The 21,194-nt window shown below is 61.3% G+C and carries 15 protein-coding genes, 2 tRNA genes, 2 rRNA genes and 1 pseudogene; 15 read left to right on the top strand and 5 right to left on the bottom strand.

The window, feature by feature from the left end:
* Window positions 1–21 precede the first annotated feature (21 nt).
* The 8 genes from FLM52_02955 to rlmM all read left to right on the top strand — a co-directional run bounded on the left by FLM52_02955 (window position 22) and on the right by rlmM (window position 7,311).
* Window positions 22–98: transfer RNA gene (locus FLM52_02955), tRNA-Ile, on the top strand.
* Between the two features lie 40 nt (window positions 99–138).
* Window positions 139–214 (top strand) — tRNA-Ala (locus FLM52_02960).
* Window positions 215–439: 225 nt separating this feature from the next.
* Window positions 440–3,352 (top strand): 23S ribosomal RNA (locus tag FLM52_02965).
* A 120-nt stretch (window positions 3,353–3,472) separates the two neighbouring features.
* Window positions 3,473–3,588: ribosomal RNA gene (gene rrf / locus FLM52_02970) — 5S ribosomal RNA — on the top strand.
* 174 nt (window positions 3,589–3,762) lie between these two features.
* On the top strand, window positions 3,763–4,131 hold the full coding sequence (locus tag FLM52_02975; protein NVN54763.1) for a transposase: 369 nt from the start codon (window positions 3,763–3,765) through the stop codon (window positions 4,129–4,131).
* Window positions 4,128–4,463: an IS66 family insertion sequence element accessory protein TnpB gene (gene tnpB, locus FLM52_02980; GenBank protein NVN54764.1), complete on the top strand. Its 336-nt coding sequence runs from the start codon at window positions 4,128–4,130 to the stop codon at window positions 4,461–4,463. Before FLM52_02975 ends, tnpB begins: the two co-directional genes overlap by 4 nt.
* Window positions 4,464–4,543: 80 nt before the next feature.
* On the top strand, window positions 4,544–6,073 hold the full coding sequence (locus tag FLM52_02985) for an IS66 family transposase (protein ID NVN54765.1): 1,530 nt from the start codon (window positions 4,544–4,546) through the stop codon (window positions 6,071–6,073).
* A 164-nt stretch (window positions 6,074–6,237) separates the two neighbouring features.
* Window positions 6,238–7,311, top strand: a complete 1,074-nt coding sequence (gene rlmM, locus FLM52_02990) for a 23S rRNA (cytidine(2498)-2'-O)-methyltransferase RlmM (protein ID NVN54766.1) — start codon at window positions 6,238–6,240, stop codon at window positions 7,309–7,311.
* Between the two features lie 129 nt (window positions 7,312–7,440).
* Here the strand turns inward: rlmM and FLM52_02995 are convergent, their stop codons facing one another.
* Window positions 7,441–7,725, bottom strand: coding sequence for an antibiotic biosynthesis monooxygenase (locus tag FLM52_02995; protein NVN54767.1), 285 nt, complete (start codon window positions 7,723–7,725; stop codon window positions 7,441–7,443).
* A gap of 62 nt (window positions 7,726–7,787) precedes the next feature.
* Between FLM52_02995 and tusA the strand changes: the two genes are divergently transcribed.
* Window positions 7,788–8,033: a sulfurtransferase TusA gene (gene tusA / locus FLM52_03000; GenBank protein NVN54768.1), complete on the top strand. Its 246-nt coding sequence runs from the start codon at window positions 7,788–7,790 to the stop codon at window positions 8,031–8,033.
* 40 nt (window positions 8,034–8,073) lie between these two features.
* Here the strand turns inward: tusA and FLM52_03005 are convergent, their stop codons facing one another.
* Window positions 8,074–8,808, bottom strand: a complete 735-nt coding sequence (locus FLM52_03005) for a hypothetical protein (protein ID NVN54769.1) — start codon at window positions 8,806–8,808, stop codon at window positions 8,074–8,076.
* 293 nt (window positions 8,809–9,101) lie between these two features.
* Window positions 9,102–10,577, bottom strand: coding sequence for an MATE family efflux transporter (locus tag FLM52_03010; GenBank protein ID NVN54770.1), 1,476 nt, complete (start codon window positions 10,575–10,577; stop codon window positions 9,102–9,104).
* A gap of 342 nt (window positions 10,578–10,919) precedes the next feature.
* Between FLM52_03010 and FLM52_03015 the strand changes: the two genes are divergently transcribed.
* From FLM52_03015 to FLM52_03035, 5 genes are all read left to right on the top strand, one after another.
* Window positions 10,920–11,492 carry an elongation factor P hydroxylase gene (locus tag FLM52_03015; GenBank protein NVN54771.1) on the top strand — a complete coding sequence of 191 codons (573 nt, stop codon included), beginning with the start codon at window positions 10,920–10,922 and terminating at the stop codon, window positions 11,490–11,492.
* A gap of 250 nt (window positions 11,493–11,742) precedes the next feature.
* On the top strand, window positions 11,743–12,774 hold the full coding sequence (locus FLM52_03020) for a Fe(3+) ABC transporter substrate-binding protein (protein ID NVN54772.1): 1,032 nt from the start codon (window positions 11,743–11,745) through the stop codon (window positions 12,772–12,774).
* 306 nt (window positions 12,775–13,080) lie between these two features.
* The gene (locus tag FLM52_03025; GenBank protein ID NVN54773.1) at window positions 13,081–14,724 is read left to right on the top strand and encodes an iron ABC transporter permease; all 1,644 of its coding nucleotides are present in this window, start codon (window positions 13,081–13,083) and stop codon (window positions 14,722–14,724) included.
* 113 nt (window positions 14,725–14,837) lie between these two features.
* Window positions 14,838–15,374, top strand: a complete 537-nt coding sequence (locus tag FLM52_03030) for an HPP family protein (GenBank protein ID NVN54774.1) — start codon at window positions 14,838–14,840, stop codon at window positions 15,372–15,374.
* A 216-nt stretch (window positions 15,375–15,590) separates the two neighbouring features.
* Entirely contained in the window at window positions 15,591–17,171 is a 1,581-nt protein-coding gene (locus FLM52_03035) for a DEAD/DEAH box helicase (protein NVN54775.1), read from the top strand.
* A gap of 210 nt (window positions 17,172–17,381) precedes the next feature.
* Here FLM52_03035 and FLM52_03040 read toward each other — a convergent pair.
* Together FLM52_03040 and FLM52_03045 are read right to left on the bottom strand one after the other, a co-directional pair.
* Window positions 17,382–17,867, bottom strand: a pseudogene (locus FLM52_03040) (hypothetical protein).
* A gap of 48 nt (window positions 17,868–17,915) precedes the next feature.
* Window positions 17,916–18,866, bottom strand: a complete 951-nt coding sequence (locus tag FLM52_03045) for a hydrolase TatD (protein ID NVN54776.1) — start codon at window positions 18,864–18,866, stop codon at window positions 17,916–17,918.
* A 326-nt stretch (window positions 18,867–19,192) separates the two neighbouring features.
* Between FLM52_03045 and FLM52_03050 the strand changes: the two genes are divergently transcribed.
* Window positions 19,193–21,130, top strand: a complete 1,938-nt coding sequence (locus FLM52_03050) for an ATP-binding cassette domain-containing protein (protein ID NVN54777.1) — start codon at window positions 19,193–19,195, stop codon at window positions 21,128–21,130.
* Window positions 21,131–21,194: the final 64 nt, after the last annotated feature.

Here is a 21,194-nt window from a genome sequence, read left to right on the forward strand (position 1 = left end):
AGTTTATCGAGTAGTAGTGTCGGGTCTGTAGCTCAGTTGGTTAGAGCGCACCCCTGATAAGGGTGAGGTCGGCAGTTCAAATCTGCCCAGACCCACCAAAAGCTTCGTGCTTTTGTCGACACGGTTTTGCCGACTTTTGGGGCCATAGCTCAGCTGGGAGAGCGCCTGCCTTGCACGCAGGAGGTCAGCGGTTCGATCCCGCTTGGCTCCACCATCAAGTTCCGGTTCAAGCTGCTACTACCTGATAACGCTGCACAGTCCACAGTGACAAGCATATCGCCTTCCTCGAGAAGGTTGTGTGACTTCTCACTGTTCTCTGAACAGCCGCTCTTTAACAATGTGAATCATGCTGACGATGGAGTGTGCGCCAAGCACATCTCCATCAAACGATATGTCGGAGAGGTCCGACAGAGTCGTAATCCTTGACAGACCCCTTGGGGTTATATGGTCAAGCGATTAAGCGCATACGGTGGATGCCTTGGCAGCCAGAGGCGATGAAGGACGTGATAGCCTGCGATAAGCGTTGGCGAGGTGGCAAATACCCTGCGACCCAACGATTTCCGAATGGGGAAACCCACTCACCATCAGGTGAGTATCTATAGGCCAATACATAACCTATAGAGGCAAACCCGGGGAACTGAAACATCTAAGTACCCGGAGGAAAAGAAATCAACCGAGATTCCCCAAGTAGCGGCGAGCGAACGGGGACCAGCCCTTAAGCGTGACAACCGACAGGCGAACAAGCTGGGAAGCTTGACGATACAGGGTGATAGTCCCGTAGTCGAAGTCCGAGTCACGTGAAATCGAGTAGGTCGGGGCACGAGAAACCCTGACTGAACATGGGGGGACCATCCTCCAAGGCTAAATACTCCTGGCTGACCGATAGTGAACCAGTACCGTGAGGGAAAGGCGAAAAGAACCCCGGCGAGGGGAGTGAAATAGATCCTGAAACCGTATGCGTACAAGCAGTGGGAGCACCTTCGTGGTGTGACCGCGTACCTTTTGTATAATGGGTCAGCGACTTATATTCTGTGGCGAGCTTAACCGTATAGGGGAGGCGTAGGGAAACCGAGTCTTAACTGGGCGACCAGTCGCAGGGTATAGACCCGAAACCGGGCGATCTATCCATGGCCAGGGTGAAGATTGAGTAACATCAATTGGAGGCCCGAACCCAAGTATGTTGAAAAATGCTGGGATGAGCTGTGGATCGGAGTGAAAGGCTAATCAAGCCCGGAGATAGCTGGTTCTCCTCGAAAGCTATTTAGGTAGCGCCTCACGTATCACCGCTGGGGGTAGAGCACTGTTTCGGCTAGGGGGTCATCCCGACTTACCAACCCGAGGCAAACTCCGAATACCAGTGAGTGCAGCGTGGGAGACACACAGCGGGTGCTAACGTCCGTTGTGAAAAGGGAAACAACCCAGACCGTCAGCTAAGGTCCCAAAATCCTGATTAAGTGGGAAACGATGTGGGAAGGCTCAGACAGCTAGGAGGTTGGCTTAGAAGCAGCCACCCTTTAAAGAAAGCGTAATAGCTCACTAGTCGAGTCGGCCTGCGCGGAAGATATAACGGGGCTAAATCAGGTACCGAAGCTACGGGTTCATCCTCTGGATGAGCGGTAGAGGAGCGTCGTGTAAGCCAATGAAGGTGGATTGAGAAGTCTGCTGGAGGTATCACGAGTGCGAATGCTGACATGAGTAACGATAAGGGGAGTGAAAAACTCCCCCGCCGGAAGACCAAGGTTTTCTGTTCTACGTTAATCGGAGCAGAGTGAGTCGGCCCCTAAGGCGAGGCGGAAACGCGTAGTCGATGGGAAACGGGTTAATATTCCCGTACCGGATGTGGTTGCGATGGGGGGACGAAGAAGGCTAGGTGAGCCAGGCGTTGGTTGTCCTGGTGAAAGCATGTAGGCCGAGGAATCAGGCAAATCCGGTTCCTCTGAGGTCGAGATGCGAGACGAACTGACCACGGTCAGGAAGTCATCGATGCCACGCTTCCAGGAAAAGCCTCTAAGCTTCAGATCACATGCGACCGTACCCCAAACCGACACAGGTGGTCAGGTAGAGAATACCAAGGCGCTTGAGAGAACTCGGGTGAAGGAACTAGGCAAAATGGCACCGTAACTTCGGGAGAAGGTGCACCGGTTAGAGTGAAGGACTTGCTCCGTAAGCTCCTACCGGTCGAAGATACCAGGTGGCTGCAACTGTTTATTAAAAACACAGCACTCTGCAAACGCGCAAGCGGACGTATAGGGTGTGACGCCTGCCCGGTGCCGGAAGGTTAATTGATGGGGTTAGGATTCGTCCGAAGCTCTTGATCGAAGCCCCGGTAAACGGCGGCCGTAACTATAACGGTCCTAAGGTAGCGAAATTCCTTGTCGGGTAAGTTCCGACCTGCACGAATGGCGTAATGATGGCCACGCTGTCTCCACCCGAGACTCAGTGAAATTGAAATCGCAGTGAAGATGCTGTGTACCCGCGGCTAGACGGAAAGACCCCGTGAACCTTTACTATAGCTTTACACTGGATGCTGATGTTGTCTGTGTAGGATAGCTGGGAGGCTTTGAAACCACATCGCCAGATGCGGTGGAGCCAACCTTGAAATACCAGCCTGACATCATTGGCGTTCTAACTCAGGTCCGTCATCCGGATCGAGGACAGTGTATGGTGGGTAGTTTGACTGGGGCGGTCTCCTCCCAAAGAGTAACGGAGGAGCACGAAGGTACCCTCAGCACGGTTGGAAATCGTGCATTGAGTGCAAGAGCATAAGGGTGCTTGACTGCGAGACAGACACGTCGAGCAGGTACGAAAGTAGGTTCTAGTGATCCGGTGGTTCTGTATGGAAGGGCCATCGCTCAACGGATAAAAGGTACTCCGGGGATAACAGGCTGATACCGCCCAAGAGTTCACATCGACGGCGGTGTTTGGCACCTCGATGTCGGCTCATCACATCCTGGGGCTGAAGTCGGTCCCAAGGGTATGGCTGTTCGCCATTTAAAGTGGTACGCGAGCTGGGTTTAGAACGTCGTGAGACAGTTCGGTCCCTATCTGCCGTGGGCGTCGGAAGTTTGAGAAGAGCTGCTCCTAGTACGAGAGGACCGGAGTGGACGAACCTCTGGTGTTCGGGTTGTCATGCCAATGGCATTGCCCGGTAGCTACGTTCGGACGGGATAACCGCTGAAGGCATCTAAGCGGGAAGCCCCCTTCAAGATGAGACTTCCCTGAGGCCTTGCGCCTCCTGAAGGGCCCTTGAAGACGACAAGGTTGATAGGCTGGGTGTGGAAGCACAGCAATGTGTTGAGCTAACCAGTACTAATTGCCCGTGAGGCTTGACCATATAACACCCAAGGGGTTTGCCCAGGCAAACCGCCGGGATTGCGACAGGATCGACGACATATCGGTCAGCATGATTCATATTGCGAGTCGCGAGGTCACAAGCCTCGAGACTCAGGCATCGCAAGATGCCACCGTTTCGCCTGACGACCATAGCGAGCGTGAACCACCCGATCCCATGCCGAACTCGGAAGTGAAACCGCTTAGCGCCGATGGTAGTGTGGAGTTTCTCCATGTGAGAGTAGGTCATCGTCAGGCACTTATCCCGAACCGCCCCTGTAGCCTTGCTGCAGGGGCGGTTCTCTTTGTGGTGAGAAAAGTTGCGCACAGCAAAGCAAGAGGCTTACGGTAAGCGACCGGTGATCCCATCTACCGCAGAGTCCTGAATTCCGTCACGTTAGATGTCCACCTATCAATAAGTGGACACTTATCATGACGGAATCAAGCGTGTTGGAAGTTCCTCGCAAGCGTCGCCGCTTCACTGCCGCCTTCAAGGCCAGGATCGTCGAAGCGTGTCAGCAACCCGGTGCCTCCGTTGCCGGAGTGGCGTTGGAGCACAGCCTGAATGCTAACCTGGTCCACAATTGGATCCGTACCACCCGTCAGCAAACGGCTGTGCCAGAAATACCGGCATTTGTACCGGTGCCCATGACTCGCGAGTTGTCACCGGCCACTCCCCAGCATCAGGTGGCGGACCCTATTCGCCTCACGATCCCGCACCCCAACGGCCCGATGGTCATCGAGTGGCCTGCCTCGGAGGCCGACGCCTGCCGATCTCTGATCCGAGAGCTGCTCGCATGATCCGCATCGACGAAATCTGGCTGGCCACCGAGCCGCTGGATATGCGGGCCGGTCCGGATACGGCCCTAGCCCGGGTGGTGAAGGTGTTCGGCGCGGCTCGCCCGCACTGTGCCTATCTCTTTGCCAACCGGCGCGGCAACCGTATGAAGGTGCTGGTCCACGATGGCCTGGGTGTCTGGCTGTGCGCCCGGCGCCTGAACCAGGGCAAGTTCCACTGGGCCGGTCACTGGCAGGGCGATCGTATCGAGCTTTGCCCCGAGCAGGTCACGGCACTGGTGCAAGGACTGCCCTGGCAGCGTCTCGGCGCCGACGGGGTGATCTCGGTCGTGTGATGAGCGGCACAGACTTGGCGGCCCCGCTATTCGCGGATGCGCTAATCCCGTTCTCGTCGGCGGGCTGGCATACTGGCGGAATGACGACGCCCCCTGACCTGACTCAACTCTCTCCCGATCAGCTCCGCCACTTGGCGGCAACGCTGATGACGCAGGTGGAGGAAAAGGAGAAAGCGCTACGCCACAGCGAGCAGGTCAATCAAAAGCTGACCTATGAAATGGCATTGCTCAAGCGCCACGCCTTCGGCAAGCGCAGCGAGCAGCTCAATGTCCTGCAGATCAGCCTGCTGGAGGAAGGGGTGGACGCCGACATTGCTGCCATCGAGACCGAGCTGGAAGAGCTCCACCTCACTGCTGCCACGCCAGTGGCAAGGAAGACGCCCAAGCGCACGCCCTTACCTCCCGAGCTACCGCGCACCGAGATTCATCATGATCCGGAGAATGATCACTGCCGGTGTGGTTGTCAGCTGAGGCGGATCGGCGAGGAAATCAGTGAGAAGTTGGATTACACGCCGGGCGTGTTCCACGTCGAGCGGCATATCCGTGGCAAGTGGGTCTGCGACCAATGCGAGACACTGACCCAGGCACCGATGCCGACGCAGATCATTGACAAGGGCATCCCCACCGCCGGCTTGCTGGCCCAGGTGCTGATCGCCAAATATGCTGATCACCTGCCACTCTATCGCCAGGAGCAGATCTTCGCCCGCGCCGGCGTAGCGATTCCGCGCTCCACCCTGGCCGAGTGGGTCGGCACCTGCGGGGTGCGACTTCAGCCGCTGATCGATGCACTGCGTGAAGTGTTGCTCAACGAGCCGGTGCTGCATGCCGACGAAACGCCGGTACCGATGCTGGCCCCTGGCAAGAAGAAGACGCACCGCGCCTATCTCTGGGCCTACGCCACCACCCCGTATGCCGGGTTGAAGGCCGTAATCTACGACTTCAGCGAGGGACGTGGCGGTCAACATGCCCGCGACTTCCTCGGGAAGTGGCGGGGCAAGCTGGTCTGTGACGACTACAGCGGCTACAAGCAGAGCTTCGCCAACGGTGTTACCGAGATCGGTTGCATGGCCCATGCCCGCCGTAAATTTGTCGATCTGCACGTCGCTGGCAAGAGCCAGATCGCCGGGCAGGCTATCGAACTGATCGGTCAGCTATACCAGGTGGAGCGTGAGGTACAGTCATTCAGTGCGGAAGAGCGTCAACGGCTGCGGGAGACGAAAGCAAAGCCCATCGCCGATGCGCTACATCGCTGGATGCTGGCGCATCGCGAGAAGGTTCCGAATGGTTCGGCGACGGCGAAAGCGTTGGATTACAGCCTGAAGCGCTGGGCGGCGTTGACGCGCTACCTGGATGACGGCGCGTTGCCGATCGATAACAACCGGGCGGAGAATCTGATTCGCCCCTGGGCGCTGGGGCGTTCAAACTGGCTGTTCGCCGGATCTCTGCGCAGTGGCCAGCGTGCTGCCACCATCATGAGCCTCATTCAGTGTGCCAAGCTGAACGGCCATGAGCCCTATACCTACCTGAAAAATGTGTTGGAAAGGCTGCCGACCCAAAAGGCTAGCCAAGTGCACGAACTTCTGCCCCATCATTGGCAGCATACTGCGTGATCACTCGCAAGCGGTGATGCCCGAACGCTTACGGCTTACGCGCTTCGTGAGGTGCCTGTCGCGCCCATGAACGGCCTGAGCGTTGTCACAGCCCCCATCACGTACATGCACGCTTGTAGAAGGCAGCGGCGAGGGGCTAGACTCCCCAGCCTTCTGTATTGGAGATGATGATGCAACCTCAAGAACTGTTGCTGTATTGCCGCCCTGGCTTCGAGGCCGACCTGGCCGCAGAAGTCAGTGAGAAAGCGGCGTATATCGGCACGCCGGGTTATCCGATTGCGGCACGCGACAGTGGCTTCGTGCGTTATGTGGTGACGGGTGAGGAGCCCGCCAACGCCCTGCATCGTGACATGCCGCTACAGGCGTTGGTCTTCGCTCGTCAGACCCTGGTGGCACTGGAGCCGCTGGTCGGCATGTCGCGGGAGAATCGTGTCTCGCCGATTCTGCAGCAGGTGGTCGACGCCGGCTGGAGCTTCGAGGAGATCCGCCACGAGATGCCGGATACCAATGATGGCAAGGCGCTGTCGGGGCTGGGCAAGGCCGTCGGTCGCCCGCTGGAATCCGCGCTCAAGAAGCGGGGTGCCCTGCGCCGCAAGGCCGGTGGTCGGGCGTTGCATGTCTTCTGGACGGATGGCGATGAAGTCCAGCTGGGCATGAGCTTCCCGGGCAACCGCAGCGAGTATGCCAATGGCATTCGTCACCTGCGTTCGCCGAGCCGTGCGCCCAGCCGCTCCACGCTCAAGCTGGAAGAGGCGTGGCACGAATTCGTGCCGCGCGATCAGTGGGAGCGTCGCATCGCCACTGGCATGCAGGCAGCGGATCTTGGTGCCGCCCCGGGTGGCTGGACCTTCCAGCTGGTCGAGAAGGGCATGTTCGTGTTCGCGATCGACAATGGTCCGATGAACCAGGACCTGATGGCGACAGGTCAGGTCGAGCATCTCAAGGAAGATGGTTTCACCTGGGAGCCGCCGCTGCGCCTGGATTGGCTGGTCTGCGATATCGTCGACAAGCCGATTCGTGTGACCGAGATGGTCGAGCGCTGGCTGAAGAAGCGCTGGTGCAACGAGGCCGTCTTCAATCTCAAGCTGCCGATGAAGCAGCGCTGGAAAGAAGTCTCTCGCTGCCTCGACTATCTGGCCGCCAGTCTCGAGCGCTCCAATGTCGGTGCCGAGATTCGCTGTCGTCATCTGTATCACGATCGTGAAGAGGTCACTGTGCACGTGCGTATCACGCACTGATTGGCTATAGGCTCGATCAGCACGCACGGGCGACATGCCCCATACAAGAACCCCACGGCCTGTACTGGCCGTGGGGTTCTTGTATGGGGAAGGAGGCGCCTGCTGCCTTCGCTCGCCGGAGAGGCGCGTTCAGGTATGCTCCAGCAGGATTATCCGCTCCGGTTGGGATAGCATGGGCGCCAGGCGCGCCATCATGTGATTTCTGGCCGGGCTGACCGACCATTCCTGCCACGCTCGCGCATCGCGCCATGAGGTGATCAGGATGCGGTGGCCCGCGCGGCCGGTTTCCATCAGGTTCTCGCCCGAGATGAAGCCCGGGACATGCGTGGCCTCGCGTACGACTTCACGCGAGGCCTGTTCGTAATCCTGTTCCAGTCCCGGCATGATATGCCGTTCGATCAGAACCTTGATCATGCCTGTCTCCCCTTTTTTGTACGTGCCGCCAGCCAGGGCGGCAGGATTGTCAGGAGTCTTCGATGACCGATATCACATTGCCCGAGGCCGATGCCGAACTGGAAACCAGTGGCCTGTATTGCCCGGAGCCTATCATGATGCTGCACAACAAGGTGCGTGAGCTTGCCTCGGGTGACCTGTTGCGGGTGGTGGCGACCGACCCTGCCACCACCCGTGATGTGCCCAAGTTCTGCGCCTTTCTTGGCCACACCCTGGAACTGAGCCACGAGACACCGGAACAGTTCCTGTATTACATCCGCATCAGTTGAGGCCTGTCCGCACCGCTGAGTCGTGGGTCATGACTGGCCCTCAGGCTTCGCGGTCATGGACCTCGACGCAGACCTGGTCGCTCTCGCCGGTCATCATCAGCGCGAGAGCCTCCAGCGTCGCCGGGTCCTGCTCGCGAATCTGATTGGCGATGGCGCGCTGGAAGAAATAGACCACATCATGCCGACTGCGCCCCGGGTACAGGCAGTCGTCGCCGGCCAGCACCGGTGTCTGGGTGACGCGAGTTTCATCGACCAGCAAGGCCTCGATGTTGCCATCGCTGTAGAGACGCCAACCGAAGACCTGCTTGAGCTGCCACTGTGACTCGCCGTTGGTCATGCACAGCGCATGGGTACCCAGCGTGTCCGGCAGTTGCTGCAGCAGCGTCGTCCTGTCCGAGACTTCATAGTCGTAATAGGCCGCTGCATGTTCGAGCTCGAACACCTTGTGGTCAGGCGCCAGCATGAAGACTTCGTCGGTTTCCGGGTCGCGATAGCCGACGAAATGCCCCTGCTGCGGGTCTTCCAGCTCGTGACAGGGCATCAGGCCCTCCATCCACGGCACCATGCCGACGACTTCACCATCCTCGCGCAGCCCCCAGGCCAGTACCGGAATGCTGTAATAGCTGTCCGGGTCGCTGTCGAGCTGATAGAGCATTTCCAATCCGTCGTGTTCCGGCGCCAGCCGGAGAATACGACGTCGTGCACGCATCCTGTCACGCATGACACTCAGGTCGATGACCTTGGCGGAGCGGGGGGAAGAAACTGGTACGCCCATGACGAACCCTCCTCAGCAGCTTGTCGATCGTCCTCGGCGTGTGCTGGTGCGTTCTCTCGCTTCTGCCATGTGTGTCGTCAGCGAGAGAGCACTGCCTTGAATAACCATTAGCACAGCCAGCGCCTTGACGGTAACCCCTCCTTGGACGAAATGACCGTCTATCGGCTTTGTCGTGTTTAAACGCAAAAGCCCCGCGTCACCCTGTCGGGTGTCGCGGGGCTTTCTCATCAAGGCGTTTCAGGTGGCTGTCAGACCAGCCTCCTGGCTGATATGCGCACGTTATTTGTCAGGCGTCACTGGCTCGCCAATACCTCGTCACGTACGCCACGGCGCGCGATGATCCACAGGCGCCAGCCCAGCAGCAGCGCTGCCACGGTCAGGCCTGCCACCATGCCGATCCAGTAGCCATAGACGCCCATCTGCTCGATGGGCCAGGGCGAGATCGGGAAGGCCTCACTGCCGACACCCAGCAGGTGTCCGCCTCCCAGCCCTACCACCCAGTAGGCGAACATGGTGATCAGCATGATGATGCGTGTGTCCTTGAAGCCGCGCAGTGCGCCTGCCATGGCGACCTGCAGGGAGTCCGAGACCTGATAGAGCATCGCCAGGGTGATCAGCGACATGGCCAGGGCCTGGACCTTGAGGTTGCTGGTATAGAGTGCCACGGCCGGCTCGGCCAGTACCCAGATCACGATGTCATTCACCAGCGCCACCACCAACGAGAAGGCCACGCCATTCCAGGCCACAAAACGTGCTTCACGCATGTCACCACGGCCGATGGTGTGGCCGACGCGCACGGTCAGGGCCATCGCCATCGACAGCGGCAGCATGAACAGCAGCGAGGTGAAGTTGAGCGCGACCTGGTGAGCCGCAACCTTGATCTCGCCGAAGCTGGCCACGAACAGGGCGATGACCGTGAACAGCGTGACCTCGAAGAAGATCGCGATACCGATCGGCAGGCCAACCTTGAGCAGTTCGCCCATCTGCTTGAAATGGGGGGCGCTGGGCTGGCACCACAACGCCACGGCGTGATACGCGCTGCTGTAACGCGTGTAGGCGAACATGCTCAGGCACATGATCCACATCGCAAGGCCGGTGGCGATACCGCAGCCGGCGGCGCCCATGGCCGGAATGTCGCCCAGCAGTCCCGGCAGGGTGATTCCCAGCAGGTCATCCACGCCCGCAGACCCGTAGATCAGCACGTAATTGAGCGGGACGTTCGATATCAGGCCGATCAGACTGATGATCAGTGCCGGGCGGGTATGGTTCATGCCGTCCGAGTAGGCGCGCAGAACCTGATAGAAGGCTGCGCCCGGCATGCCCCAGGCAATGGCCATCAGGTAGAGAGTCGCCTGCTCTGCCACGGCCTCAGGCACTTCCATCAGCGTGAAGATCGGCGCGGCCAGATACCACAGCGCAAGCCCGGACAGGCTGCCGAGCACCAGCGAGATCCACAGCGATTGATGCACGTTGCCACGTACCTCACCGCTGCGATTGCCTCCCATCAATTGCGCGACTACCGGTGTCAGGCCCATCAGGGTGCCCGCCATCAGCAGCAGCAGGGGCACCCACAGGCTGGAGCCCACCGACACGGCTGCCAGGTCCGTGGCCGAGGAACGCCCTGTCATCAGTACGTCCACGGCACTCATGCCTGCCTGAGCCAGCTGCGCGCCACAGATCGGCAGCGCCAGAGTGACCAGGCGTGAGGTTTCCGCTCTGATGCGGGGAATCAGTGGCGGAGGCGGAGAACCGGGGGCCGTCTGAGGCATGGAGGAGGGGGATGGGTCGGCGGGGGGCACGGCAGGCTCCTGCTAGTAATCGAGAATCATTCTTGCTTGGCGCGCCATCCTAGCAGATAAGCAGGTTTCATGAACGCAAGCTGATGAATTATCACGGCTATGAGTGACACTGTCAGCTGAAATGACGCGCTATAGGCTTGCCACGTACAATGAGCCATCCGGCAGAGCAGGTTTTCCTGCCGCCATCGAATGCTCCCACACTGCCAGCGCTTGCCGAGAATTGCCGTGTCGTCCCATGAGTCCCTAACTGCCGTCCATTCCTCTGATTCCGCCTGCGGGAGCCCTCGTCGTGCGCATGACCTCGCCACCTTGATGGCGTTGTTCGACGGCCTGTTCGGTGGCACCTTCAATACCTTGCTGCGTTGTGATCTCGAAGAGCCGCTCTATCTTCCGGCCGGCATGCAGGGAGAAGGCAGGCGAGTCCCGGAATCAGAGCTTGGCTATCACCGTGTCTATCTGGCACGTGGCTTCTTTTCCAGCGCACTGCATGAGATCAGCCATTGGTGCATCGCAGGCGCCAGACGGCGGCTCGAGGAAGATTACGGCTACTGGTATGCCCCGGATGGCCGCGACGCCGAGCAGCAGCGCGCCTTCGAGAGTGTCGAGGTTGCCCCCCAGGCGCTGGAGCTACTTTTCCACCGGGCGGTGGGCAAGCCGTTTCATGTCAGCGTCGACAATCTTGAGCTGGAGGTGGATCGAGACGCCTTCGCGCAACGTGTGATGCGGCGTGCCGCCGATATCGAGCAGCGCGCCCTGCCCGCACGTGCCGCTGCCTTCCGCCACGCGCTCGCCGGTGTCTGGCAGCAGGGGATGCCGCTTGAGCAGGCCATCGCCCATGCCATGCCCCTGTTGCCTACAGTGGGCGAGGACGGCCGACTGGCGTGATGCCTTCCTGCGCATGGCAGGCGGCAGTGTCGTCGCTGGCTGGGCTTGCCTCCCGGAACCCGCCTCCCGAAGCGGGATTGCATTATCTGCAAATCAGCGTTGCACTCACGTTGCAGGCGTCAGGGCTTTGTGATTAGAATGATTCGCATTGACACAATGGTTCCGCTTCTACTGGCCTGCAGGTCTGCCCATGGCAGTCCTCGTCAGGACAGGACACCTTGAACAGGGGTATTCGATGACTGCTGTATCCATGATTTCTGCATCCTCCGCTCGCAAGCTGTTGTTGAGTGCGCTGGTCGGCGTGACGGCTGTCACGGCCATGCCGGCGCAAGCCCAGGAAGAGGTGAACGTCTACTCCTATCGCCAGGCCTATCTGATCGAGCCGTTTCTCAAGGAGTTCACCGAGGAGACCGGCGTCAAGGTCAACGTGGTATTCGCCAAGCAAGGTCTGGCCGAGCGTCTCAAGCGTGAAGGCCGCAACACGCCGGCTGACGTCCTGCTGACGGTGGATATCGGTCGCCTGCAGGAATTGGTCGACGAAGAGCTGGTCAAGAGCGTCAATGACGACGTCATCGAAGCCAACCTGCCTGAGCAGTATCACGGCCCTGACAACCAGTGGTTCGGTATCACCACCCGTGCACGCGTACTCTACACCAGTGTCGATCGCCTCGAGGCCGGTCAGGTTGCAAGCTATGACGACCTGGCGGATCCGAGCCTCAAGGGCCGTGTCTGTTCACGAGCCGGTGATCACCCCTACAACGTGGCATTGATCGCCTCGCGTATCGCTCACAACGGCGAGGAAGCGACCCGCGAATGGCTGGAAGGTTTCAAGGACAACTTGGCGCGCAAGCCGCAGGGCGGGGACCGCGATCAGATCAAGGCGATTCGTGACAACGTCTGTGACGTGGCCATCGGCAACAGCTACTACTACGGCAAGATGCTCGACAATGACGAGCAGCGCCCGTGGGCCGAGAAGGCACGCATCGAATTCCCGGATCAGAACGGTGTCGGTACGCACATGAACATCTCCGGCATGGCGATGACCAAGTACGCGCCGCACGAAGAGAATGCGCTCAAGCTGATGCGCTTCTTGACCGAGAAGACCGCCCAGCACATGTATGCCGAGATCAATTTCGAGTATCCGGCCAACCCGGCTGCCGAAAGCTCGGAGCTGCTGACGTCCTGGGGCGAGTTCAAGCAGGATGACCTCTCGCTGACCGAGGTCGCCAAATATCGCAAGCGTGCTGCTCAGATGGTCAATGAAGTCGGCTTCAACCAGTAACGGCACTCACCGCTGGCATGAGCCATCGGGCGGGATGTCATGAACGAAGAGGGGCTGTCGCGATGCGACAGCCCCTCTTCGTTTGAGTGAACAATGTAAAATAGACGCAATTGCAGTTGGCAGGTCAGTGAGGAAGAACAGATGACGCAAGGCAAGCGGCTGTTGGCAAAGCGAGGTGCGAGTCTTGAAGAGGAAGCCTGCACGGCAACCAGCGCGACGGAGCTCGCCCTGGAGCACGTGACTCACGGCACGTCAGTCAGCGAAGATGCGGCGATAAGACGCCGTCAGCGGCGCCTGGGCACGCACATGGGATGGTTCGCGACGGCCTGGGGGGTCGCCGCGTTGGTGGTGATGCCGGTGCTGGCCGTCATCTGGCTGGCGTTGTTCGGCGATGATGGCAGTGACCAGGCCGGTGACGGCATCTGGCCGCACCTCGTCTCCACCGTGCTGCCTGACTATGTCATGACGAGTCTGGCGCTGGTGGCCGGCGTGGCGGTCCTCAGCGGCAGCATGGGCGTGGTCTCGGCGTGGCTGACCACCATGTATCAGTTCCCGCTGCGGCGTACCTTCGAGTGGTCGTTGCTGCTGCCGTTCGCGATTCCTGCCAACGTCATCGCCTACATCTACACCGATGTCTTCGAGTATGCCGGGCCCTTCCAGGGCGCGCTGCGTGCGCTGTTCGGCTGGGACTCGCCGCAGGATTACTACTTCCCCGAGATACGCAGTCTGGGCGGCGCCATCCTGATGCTGTCGCTGGTGCTGTTTCCGTATGTCTTCATGCTGGCGCGCTCGGCGTTTCTCGATCAATCACCTTCACTGCGCGATGCCAGCCGCACCCTGGGCTGCAATGGCTGGCAGAGCTTCTGGCGCGTGGCGCTGCCCAGTGCACGCCCGGCGATCGCCGTCGGTCTGGCGCTGGCGATGATGGAGGCGCTCAATGACTTCGGCACCGTCGATTACTTCGCGGTGCGTTCGCTGACTGCCGGCATCTTCAATGTGTGGCTCAACATGGGCAGCCTGCGCGGCGCGGCCCAGATCGCGCTGTGTCTGATGATCTTCGTGGTCACGCTGATCTGGCTGGAGCGACATGCCCGGCGCCGGCAGCGTCAGTTCGGCAAGGGCGATCGTTATCGTCGCTATCGTCGCCCGACATTGCATGGCTGGCGCGCCGGACTGGCGACGCTGGCCTGCCTGCTGCCGTTGCTCTTCGGCTTCCTGTTGCCGGTGGGCCTGTTGACGCGGCATGCCATTCGCTATTTCGAGGAGTCGTGGACGCCGGACTTTGCCGGTTACGCGCTCAATAGTCTGATGCTGTCGGTCAGTGCTGCCGTGTTGACGCTGATCATCGGGGTGCTGCTGGCCTACGCCAAGCGGCTGGATCGCACCGCCAGCGTACAGCAGGCGCTCAAGCTCTCGAGTCTCGGTTATGCCATGCCGGGCGCCGTGCTGGGGCTGGGCGTGCTGGTGCCGCTGTCCGGGTTCGACAATGCGCTGGACAGCTTCCTGCGCGCCAACTTCGGGTTCTCCAGCGGTCTGCTGCTGACGGGGACGATGGGCGCGATCATCATCGCCTATGTGGTGCGTTTCCTCGCCATCGCCGCGGGCTCCATCGAATCGAGTCTCGACAAGGTCACGCCCTCGATGGACATGGCGGCGCGCTCGCTGGGCGAGAACACCTTCTCGACACTGCGCCGGGTGCACCTGCCCTTGATCCGTCCCGGCTTGCTGACCGCGGCGCTGGTGGTCTTCGTTGATGCGATGAAGGAGCTGCCGGCCACCTTGCTGCTGCGGCCCTTCAACTTCGACACGCTCGCCACCCACGTCTATCAGTACGCCTCGGATGAAATGCTCGAGCAGGCGGCGTTGCCGGCGCTGGTGATCGTGGTGGTCGGCATCCTGCCGGTGATCGTGATCTCGCGCACCATCGTGGCCTCGCGCAGCGAGTCATGATGGCGACAGCGTCGTCATCAGCTTATTGCCAAACGGGAGTTGTTCCTTGTGTGGAGATCGCCTAGGGTGCAGCGCTCGACACTGACAGGACAATGCCGGAGATGGTTCGCACGATGCTCAAGCCTTACGTAGCCAAGATGCGGGGTGGTCCCCTGAAGCGGGGCAGGCCGCATGTTGCCGATGCCCTGTGGTCATGGCTCGGAGCCTTTCTGGGCATGGCGCTGATCGGCTGGCTGTCCTCGCACTATCTGGCGGTCAGCTCGCTGTTGCTGGTGGGGTCCTTCGGCGCGACCTCGGTGCTGCTCTACGGCGCGCCGCACAGCCCGCTGGCCCAGCCGCGCAATGTGCTGGGCGGCAACATGCTGTCGGCACTGGTCGGTGTCGCCTGCTATCACTGGCTGGGTGATGGCTGGCTGGCAGCGGCCATGGCGGTCTCGGTGTCACTGCTGGTCATGCAGCTGACGCACACCCTGCACCCGCCGGGCGGCGCCACCGCCCTGATCGCGGTGATCGGCGGTCAGCCGCTGCATGAGCTGGGCTACTGGTACGCCCTGTTGCCGGTGGGGCTGGGCTGCTTGGCGATGCTGGTGCTGGCGGTGTTGATCAACAATCTGGCGCGTCATCGCCGCTATCCGCTGCACTGGCATTGAGCCCATCGGATGCGCGCTTCTGCAGGCGATGGCGGAAGATGGTAGACTGGGCTATCGCCTGACGCGAGCGACTGGCAGCAGCCGGATGAGGTTCCTCTGACCGACTCCTTCTTCTCTGCGCCTGATACGCCTCGCTCCCTCTCCCGGCACGTGCCCGGCCAGGCGCCATTCCTTAATGATCGACCAGCACGTGGCCGGTCAGCCGAAGAGATATTGATGACTGAGACTACTGCCAATTCCGTCCCGGCGTTTGCCTCCCTGGGGCTGTCCGCTCCTGTCCTGAAAGCGATCGCCGAGATGGGCTATTCCACGCCGTCTCCCGTCCAGGCAGGTGCGATTCCTGCCGTGCTGGAAGGCCGCGATGTGATGGCTGCTGCGCGCACCGGTACCGGCAAGACCGCCGGTTTCGCTCTGCCGCTGGTCGAGCGCCTCGCGCAGAGCGCTCCCGCGGGTGCCCGCAGGATCAAGGCCCTGATCGTCACGCCTACGCGTGAGCTGGCCGCGCAGATCGACGAGAACGTTACCGCCTATTCCCGTCACCTGAAGCTGCGCAATGCCGTGGTATTCGGTGGCGTGAAGATCAACCCGCAGATCAGCCGCCTGGCCTCTGGCGTCGAGATCCTGACCGCCACGCCGGGCCGCCTGCTGGACCTGCACTCCCAGAAGGCCATCGACTTTTCCGATCTCGAGACGCTGGTGCTGGATGAAGCGGACCGCATGCTGGACATGGGCTTCATCCATGACATCCGTCGTCTGCTCAAGCTGCTGCCGACCAAGCGTCAGACGCTGCTGTTCTCCGCGACCTTCTCCGATGAGATCCGCAGCATGGCCAACAAGCTGCTGAATGACCCGGTGGCGGTGGAAGCCAGCCCGCGCAACACCACGGCCGAGAAGGTCGAGCAGCATATCCACACCGTAGAGAAGAGCCACAAGCCTTCGCTGCTCAAGCACCTGATCATCAAGGAAAACTGGCACCAGGTGCTGGTGTTCACCCGTACCAAGCACGGTGCCAACCGTCTGGCGACCAAGCTCGAGAAGTCCGGCATCAGTGCTGCGGCGATTCACGGCAACAAGAGCCAGAATGCGCGTACCAAGGCACTGGCCGGCTTCAAGAACGGCGAAGTACGAGTGCTGGTCGCGACGGACATCGCGGCGCGTGGTCTGGATATCGAGCAGCTGCCGCAGGTCGTGAACTACGAACTGCCCAACGTGCCGGAAGACTACGTGCACCGTATCGGGCGTACCGGCCGTGCTGGTGCCAGCGGGCGTGCCATCTCGCTGGTTTCCAGCGATGAGCGCAAGGAACTGGGCGGGATTGAGCGTCTGCTCAAGGGCAAGCTCAAGCGTGTCGAAGTGGAAGGTTTCGTGCCGGAAGTCGACGTCGAGCCGGAACGTGAACCGCGTCAGCCGCGTGGCGGCCAGCGCTCTGGCGACAAGCCGGCTGGTAAAGGACGCGGCAATGGCGGCCAGCGCTCTGGCGACAAGCCGGCTGGTAAAGGACGCGGCAATGGCGGCCAGCGCTCTGGCGACAAGTCGGCTGGTAAAGGACGTGGCAATGGCGGCCAGCGCTCTGGCGGTCAGCGCTCTGGCGGTCAGCGTCAGCAGGCCGCACGTGTCGATGATGACAACCGCGGCAACCGCGCACCGGTGCAGCGTGACGTGGATGGTAATCGTCTCGTGCCGCAACCGGAAGTGAACGGCAATCGCGCGCCGAATGCCGAGCGCCCGCGTCGTCGTTCCCGCGGCGGTCGCAATCGCTCAGGCGGCGGCAACGGTGGTAATCGCTCCAACGGTTGAGCCTTGACTGACAGTTTGAGTGTCTGAAGACGTTTGAGTGCGTAAAGAAAGAACGCCCCGACAACTTGCCGTTGTCGGGGCGTTTGCGTGTCGGGCCCTTGTCCGTCCGTCGCGAGACCGGGCGTGTGATCAGACGTCTTCTTGCCAGTCGATCTCGTAATCCGGCCCGGTGCCTTGAATGTCCTCCTCGCCTCGCACCCCGTCGCCGCGCAGGCGGGTATGGATGGCGAGCATCACCAGTACCTCGTTGTCGGGGCGGAACGGCTGCAGGCCCTGTTCGAACAGCATGTTGTTGCGCTCGCGCGCCCAGTCGCCCGGGGCAAGCTCGGGGTAGAGGCTCTCCGCCGGCGCGAACTCGATGAAAGGGTCCATGTTGTAGGCGTCGAACAGGCGGGCCAGTGCCTGCTCGTCATCCATGACGCCGGTGGTATAGAGCGTGGTCTGGTAGTAGTCCTGCTCCAGTTCCTTGAGCACATCGAGGGGGCTGACGCCGAAGCTGCGCAGGTCATCCAGGCTGTAGTCGCCCAGCTCCAGCATCTCGCCATCCAGCCATTCGTCATCCGGTTGAATCAGCACATGCTTCATCTGGCCATCGGGCAGCGCCCAGGCGATGGCCAGCGGCAGACTGGAGTCCTCGCCGGTCTCGACGGCGATGAAGGCGGGGAAGTCCCCTGTTTCGGGTTCATATTCGTGCATGGTGATGTCCAGAGCAGGGATGCGTGCAGGGAAAGTCGTGTATGCCGATTACAGGCGGAAGAAGCGGGTGGCAGTGACGGTGGTGGCCTGTGCGAGTTCTTCCATGTCGATACCGCGCAGCGCCGCGACCTCCGCCATGATCCACACCAGCAGCGAGGGTTCATGACGCCGTCCCTTGAGCTTGGCGGGCAGATTGCGCGGTACCAGATAGGGGCAATCGGTTTCCAGCATCAGGCGTTCGAGGGGAATCTCGCGGCACAGGCTGCGCAGGTGTTCGCCTCGGCGCTCATCACACAGCCAGCCGGTCAGACCGATGTGCAGGTCGAGATCCAGGTAGCCGTAGAGCGTCTCGCGCTCGCCGGTGAAGCAGTGCACGACGGCGTGACTGATATCGTCGCGCCAGTGCTTGAGCATCTCGAGCATCTGGCGACCGGCGTCGCGTTCATGCAGAAACAGCGGCAGGCCCGTCTCGGCGGCCAGCGTCAGCTGCGCTTCGAACGCTCGGGCCTGTTCGGCGGGCGTCGAGAAGTTGCGATTGAAGTCGAGGCCACATTCCCCCACCGCGACGACCTCCGGCTGCGCCAGTAGCTCCCGGATGCCGCGTTCGACGCCGTCGTTCCACTGGCTGGCATCATGCGGATGCACGCCGGCGGTGGCAGAAAGGCCGCGATAGCGTGCCGCCAGTGCCTGGGCCTCACGCGAGCCATCCAGGCTGGTGCCGGTCAGGATCTGCTGGCTGACGCCCGCCGCGCGTGCTCGCAGCAAGGTACCCTCGATGTCGCGCGCGTAGCTCTCATGCGTCAGGTTGACGCCGATGTCGACCAGCGCAGAGGGGCTGGCGAAGCGCAGCTCCGGTGCCAGCAGCGTCAGCGCGGCCGCGATTTCGGCCTCGCCGAGTTCAAGGTCGTCACACAAGGCGGCAAGCGTCTCGTCGGACAGCCGCTCGCTATCATAATAGGGCAGGGAGGCAGGATCGGCATGCGGGGGAAGCGCGGACATCGGACACCCTTGGGATCGCGGGGAGGGAGGAGACACGTGACAGTGCAAGGCCTGACAACAGCCCGTCGGCCTGGCACTAGATAGCGCTGCATGACAGGCGGGCCTTGGTAGCGCACGGCACGTGACGTGATTTCAAGCGGTCGGCCATTCTACCCAAGGCGCCGGCGTCTTTCAGCCCTTGCGGCGTCTTCCATCGCCTGCACGCTGCGCCTCGGGTAGAATGGCAGCATTCTCCAGCGCGCGTCGCTGGCGGCGGCCTGTCCGCCTGACTCCCACTTCCTCCGTGGCCTTCCCGGCCGTGGACCCGTCACGAGTTGCTGCTGCACATGGCATTGTTACGACTGGAAAATCTTCAGCTGGCCTACGGCCATCACGTCCTGCTCAACGGGGCGGATCTTGTCGTCGAGCGCGGCGAGCGTCTGGCGCTCGTCGGCCGCAACGGCACCGGCAAGTCGACCCTGCTCAAGCTGATCACCGGCGAATTCCAGGCAGATGCCGGTGAGCTGTGGAAGGCGCCGGGCCTCAAGATCGGCGTGCTCTCGCAGGACCTGCCGGCCGCCGAAGGTCGCACCATCTTCGATATCGTCGCTGAAGGCCTGCCGAAGGCGGGCGCGCTGCTGGCGGAGTACCATCATCTGATCAGCGACCCGGAGCCGGACCTCAAACGTCTCGAGCACGTGCAGGTCGCGCTGGAGAGCGTCGATGGCTGGCAGTTCCAGCAGCGTATCGATACCGTGCTGACCCGTCTGGGTCTGCCGGAAGACACCATGATGGAAGACCTGTCCGGCGGCTGGCGTCGTCGTGTCGCGCTGGCGCGTGCGCTGGTGTCCGACCCGGACCTGCTGCTGCTCGATGAGCCGACCAACCATCTGGATCTCGATACCATCGCCTGGCTGGAAGAGCAGGTCGCGGCCTTCTCTGGCGCCGTACTGTTCATCACCCACGACAGGGCTTTCCTGAAGCGCCTCGCGACCCAGATTCTGGAGCTGGACCGTGGCCGTCTCGGGCGTTACCCGGGCGATTACGCGGCCTACCAGGCTCAGAAGCAGCATGAGATGGATGTCGAGGCCAAGGAAAACGCCGAATTCGACAAGAAATTGGCTCAGGAAGAGACCTGGATCCGTCAGGGTATCAAGGCGCGCCGTACTCGTAACGAAGGCCGTGTGCGCGCACTGGAGAAGATGCGCCATGAGCGCGGTCAGCGGCGTGAGGTACAGGGGCGTGCGCGTATCGCCGTCGACTCCGCCGAGCGCAGCGGCAAGCGGGTCGTGGAGCTGGAAAACGTCAGCTATCGCTACGATGAGGCGCAGGAGCAGTGGGTCATCCGTGACCTGAGTGTCGAGATCCAGCGTGGCGACAAGGTCGGCCTGCTGGGCCGCAACGGCGCGGGCAAGACCACGCTGCTGCACATTCTGCTCGGTCAGCTGGAAGCCAGCGAAGGCAAGCGCATCGAAGGCACCAAGCTGCAGATCGCCTACTTCGATCAGCTGCGCAAGGGCCTGGACATGGAAGCCACCGTCTACGACAACGTGGCGCGCGGCAGCGATCGTGTCACCGTCGGTGGACGTGACATGCATGTGATGAGCTATCTGCAGAACTTCCTGTTCACGCCGGACCGCGCGCGTCAGCCGGTTCGCTCGCTGTCAGGGGGCGAGTCCAACCGCCTGCTGCTGGCACGTCTGTTCACCATGCCGGCCAACGTGCTGGTGCTCGATGAGCCGACCAACGACCTGGATGTCGAGACGTTGGAGCTGCTCGAGGAACTGTTGCTCGACTTCGACGGCACCGTGCTGCTGGTTTCCCACGACCGTGCCTTCATGGACAACGTGGTCACCAACATCCTCGCCTTCGAGGGCGACGGGGTCGTCAAGCCGTATGTCGGAGGCTACAGCGACTGGATACGTCAGGGCGGGCATCTGCCGCCGGCACCCTGGGAAGTCGAGCGCGAGCGCGAGGAAAAGCACCGTCGTGATGCCCAGGCAGAAGACGAGCGTCGCAAGCGTGAGGCCGCTCAGGCACAGCAGGCACCGAAGAAGGTCAAGCTGCCCTACAAGTTGCAGCGCGAGCTGGACCTGATTCCGACGACCATCGAGAAGCTGGAAGCGGAGGTCGCGACACTGGAAGCCGAGATCGCGGCGCCGGAGTTCTACACCGGGGATGCCAAGTTGGTGAAGAACACGTTGGAGAAGCTCAGCCACAAGCAGCAGGTGCTGGAAGAGACGATGGAACGCTGGATGGAGCTTGAGGCCATGCAGGAAGGCTGAAGCCGCAGGTGACGGTCATGCACGCGTACGGTCATGAACTACAGTCATGAACTACAGTCATGAG

The organism is bacterium Scap17, assembly GCA_013376735.1.
Classification (GTDB): Bacteria; Pseudomonadota; Gammaproteobacteria; order Pseudomonadales; family Halomonadaceae; genus Cobetia.

Coding starts and splice junctions, on each gene's coding strand:
- FLM52_02975 (NVN54763.1), top strand. CDS start 3,763: ATGACGGAATCAAGCGTGTTGGAAGTTCCTCGCAAGCGTCGCCGCTTC.
- tnpB (NVN54764.1), top strand. CDS start 4,128: ATGATCCGCATCGACGAAATCTGGCTGGCCACCGAGCCGCTGGATATG.
- FLM52_02985 (NVN54765.1), top strand. CDS start 4,544: ATGACGACGCCCCCTGACCTGACTCAACTCTCTCCCGATCAGCTCCGC.
- rlmM (NVN54766.1), top strand. CDS start 6,238: ATGATGATGCAACCTCAAGAACTGTTGCTGTATTGCCGCCCTGGCTTC.
- FLM52_02995 (NVN54767.1), bottom strand. CDS start 7,725: ATGATCAAGGTTCTGATCGAACGGCATATCATGCCGGGACTGGAACAG.
- tusA (NVN54768.1), top strand. CDS start 7,788: ATGACCGATATCACATTGCCCGAGGCCGATGCCGAACTGGAAACCAGT.
- FLM52_03005 (NVN54769.1), bottom strand. CDS start 8,808: ATGGGCGTACCAGTTTCTTCCCCCCGCTCCGCCAAGGTCATCGACCTG.
- FLM52_03010 (NVN54770.1), bottom strand. CDS start 10,577: ATGCCTCAGACGGCCCCCGGTTCTCCGCCTCCGCCACTGATTCCCCGC.
- FLM52_03015 (NVN54771.1), top strand. CDS start 10,920: ATGGCGTTGTTCGACGGCCTGTTCGGTGGCACCTTCAATACCTTGCTG.
- FLM52_03020 (NVN54772.1), top strand. CDS start 11,743: ATGATTTCTGCATCCTCCGCTCGCAAGCTGTTGTTGAGTGCGCTGGTC.
- FLM52_03025 (NVN54773.1), top strand. CDS start 13,081: ATGGGATGGTTCGCGACGGCCTGGGGGGTCGCCGCGTTGGTGGTGATG.
- FLM52_03030 (NVN54774.1), top strand. CDS start 14,838: ATGCTCAAGCCTTACGTAGCCAAGATGCGGGGTGGTCCCCTGAAGCGG.
- FLM52_03035 (NVN54775.1), top strand. CDS start 15,591: ATGACTGAGACTACTGCCAATTCCGTCCCGGCGTTTGCCTCCCTGGGG.
- FLM52_03045 (NVN54776.1), bottom strand. CDS start 18,866: ATGTCCGCGCTTCCCCCGCATGCCGATCCTGCCTCCCTGCCCTATTAT.
- FLM52_03050 (NVN54777.1), top strand. CDS start 19,193: ATGGCATTGTTACGACTGGAAAATCTTCAGCTGGCCTACGGCCATCAC.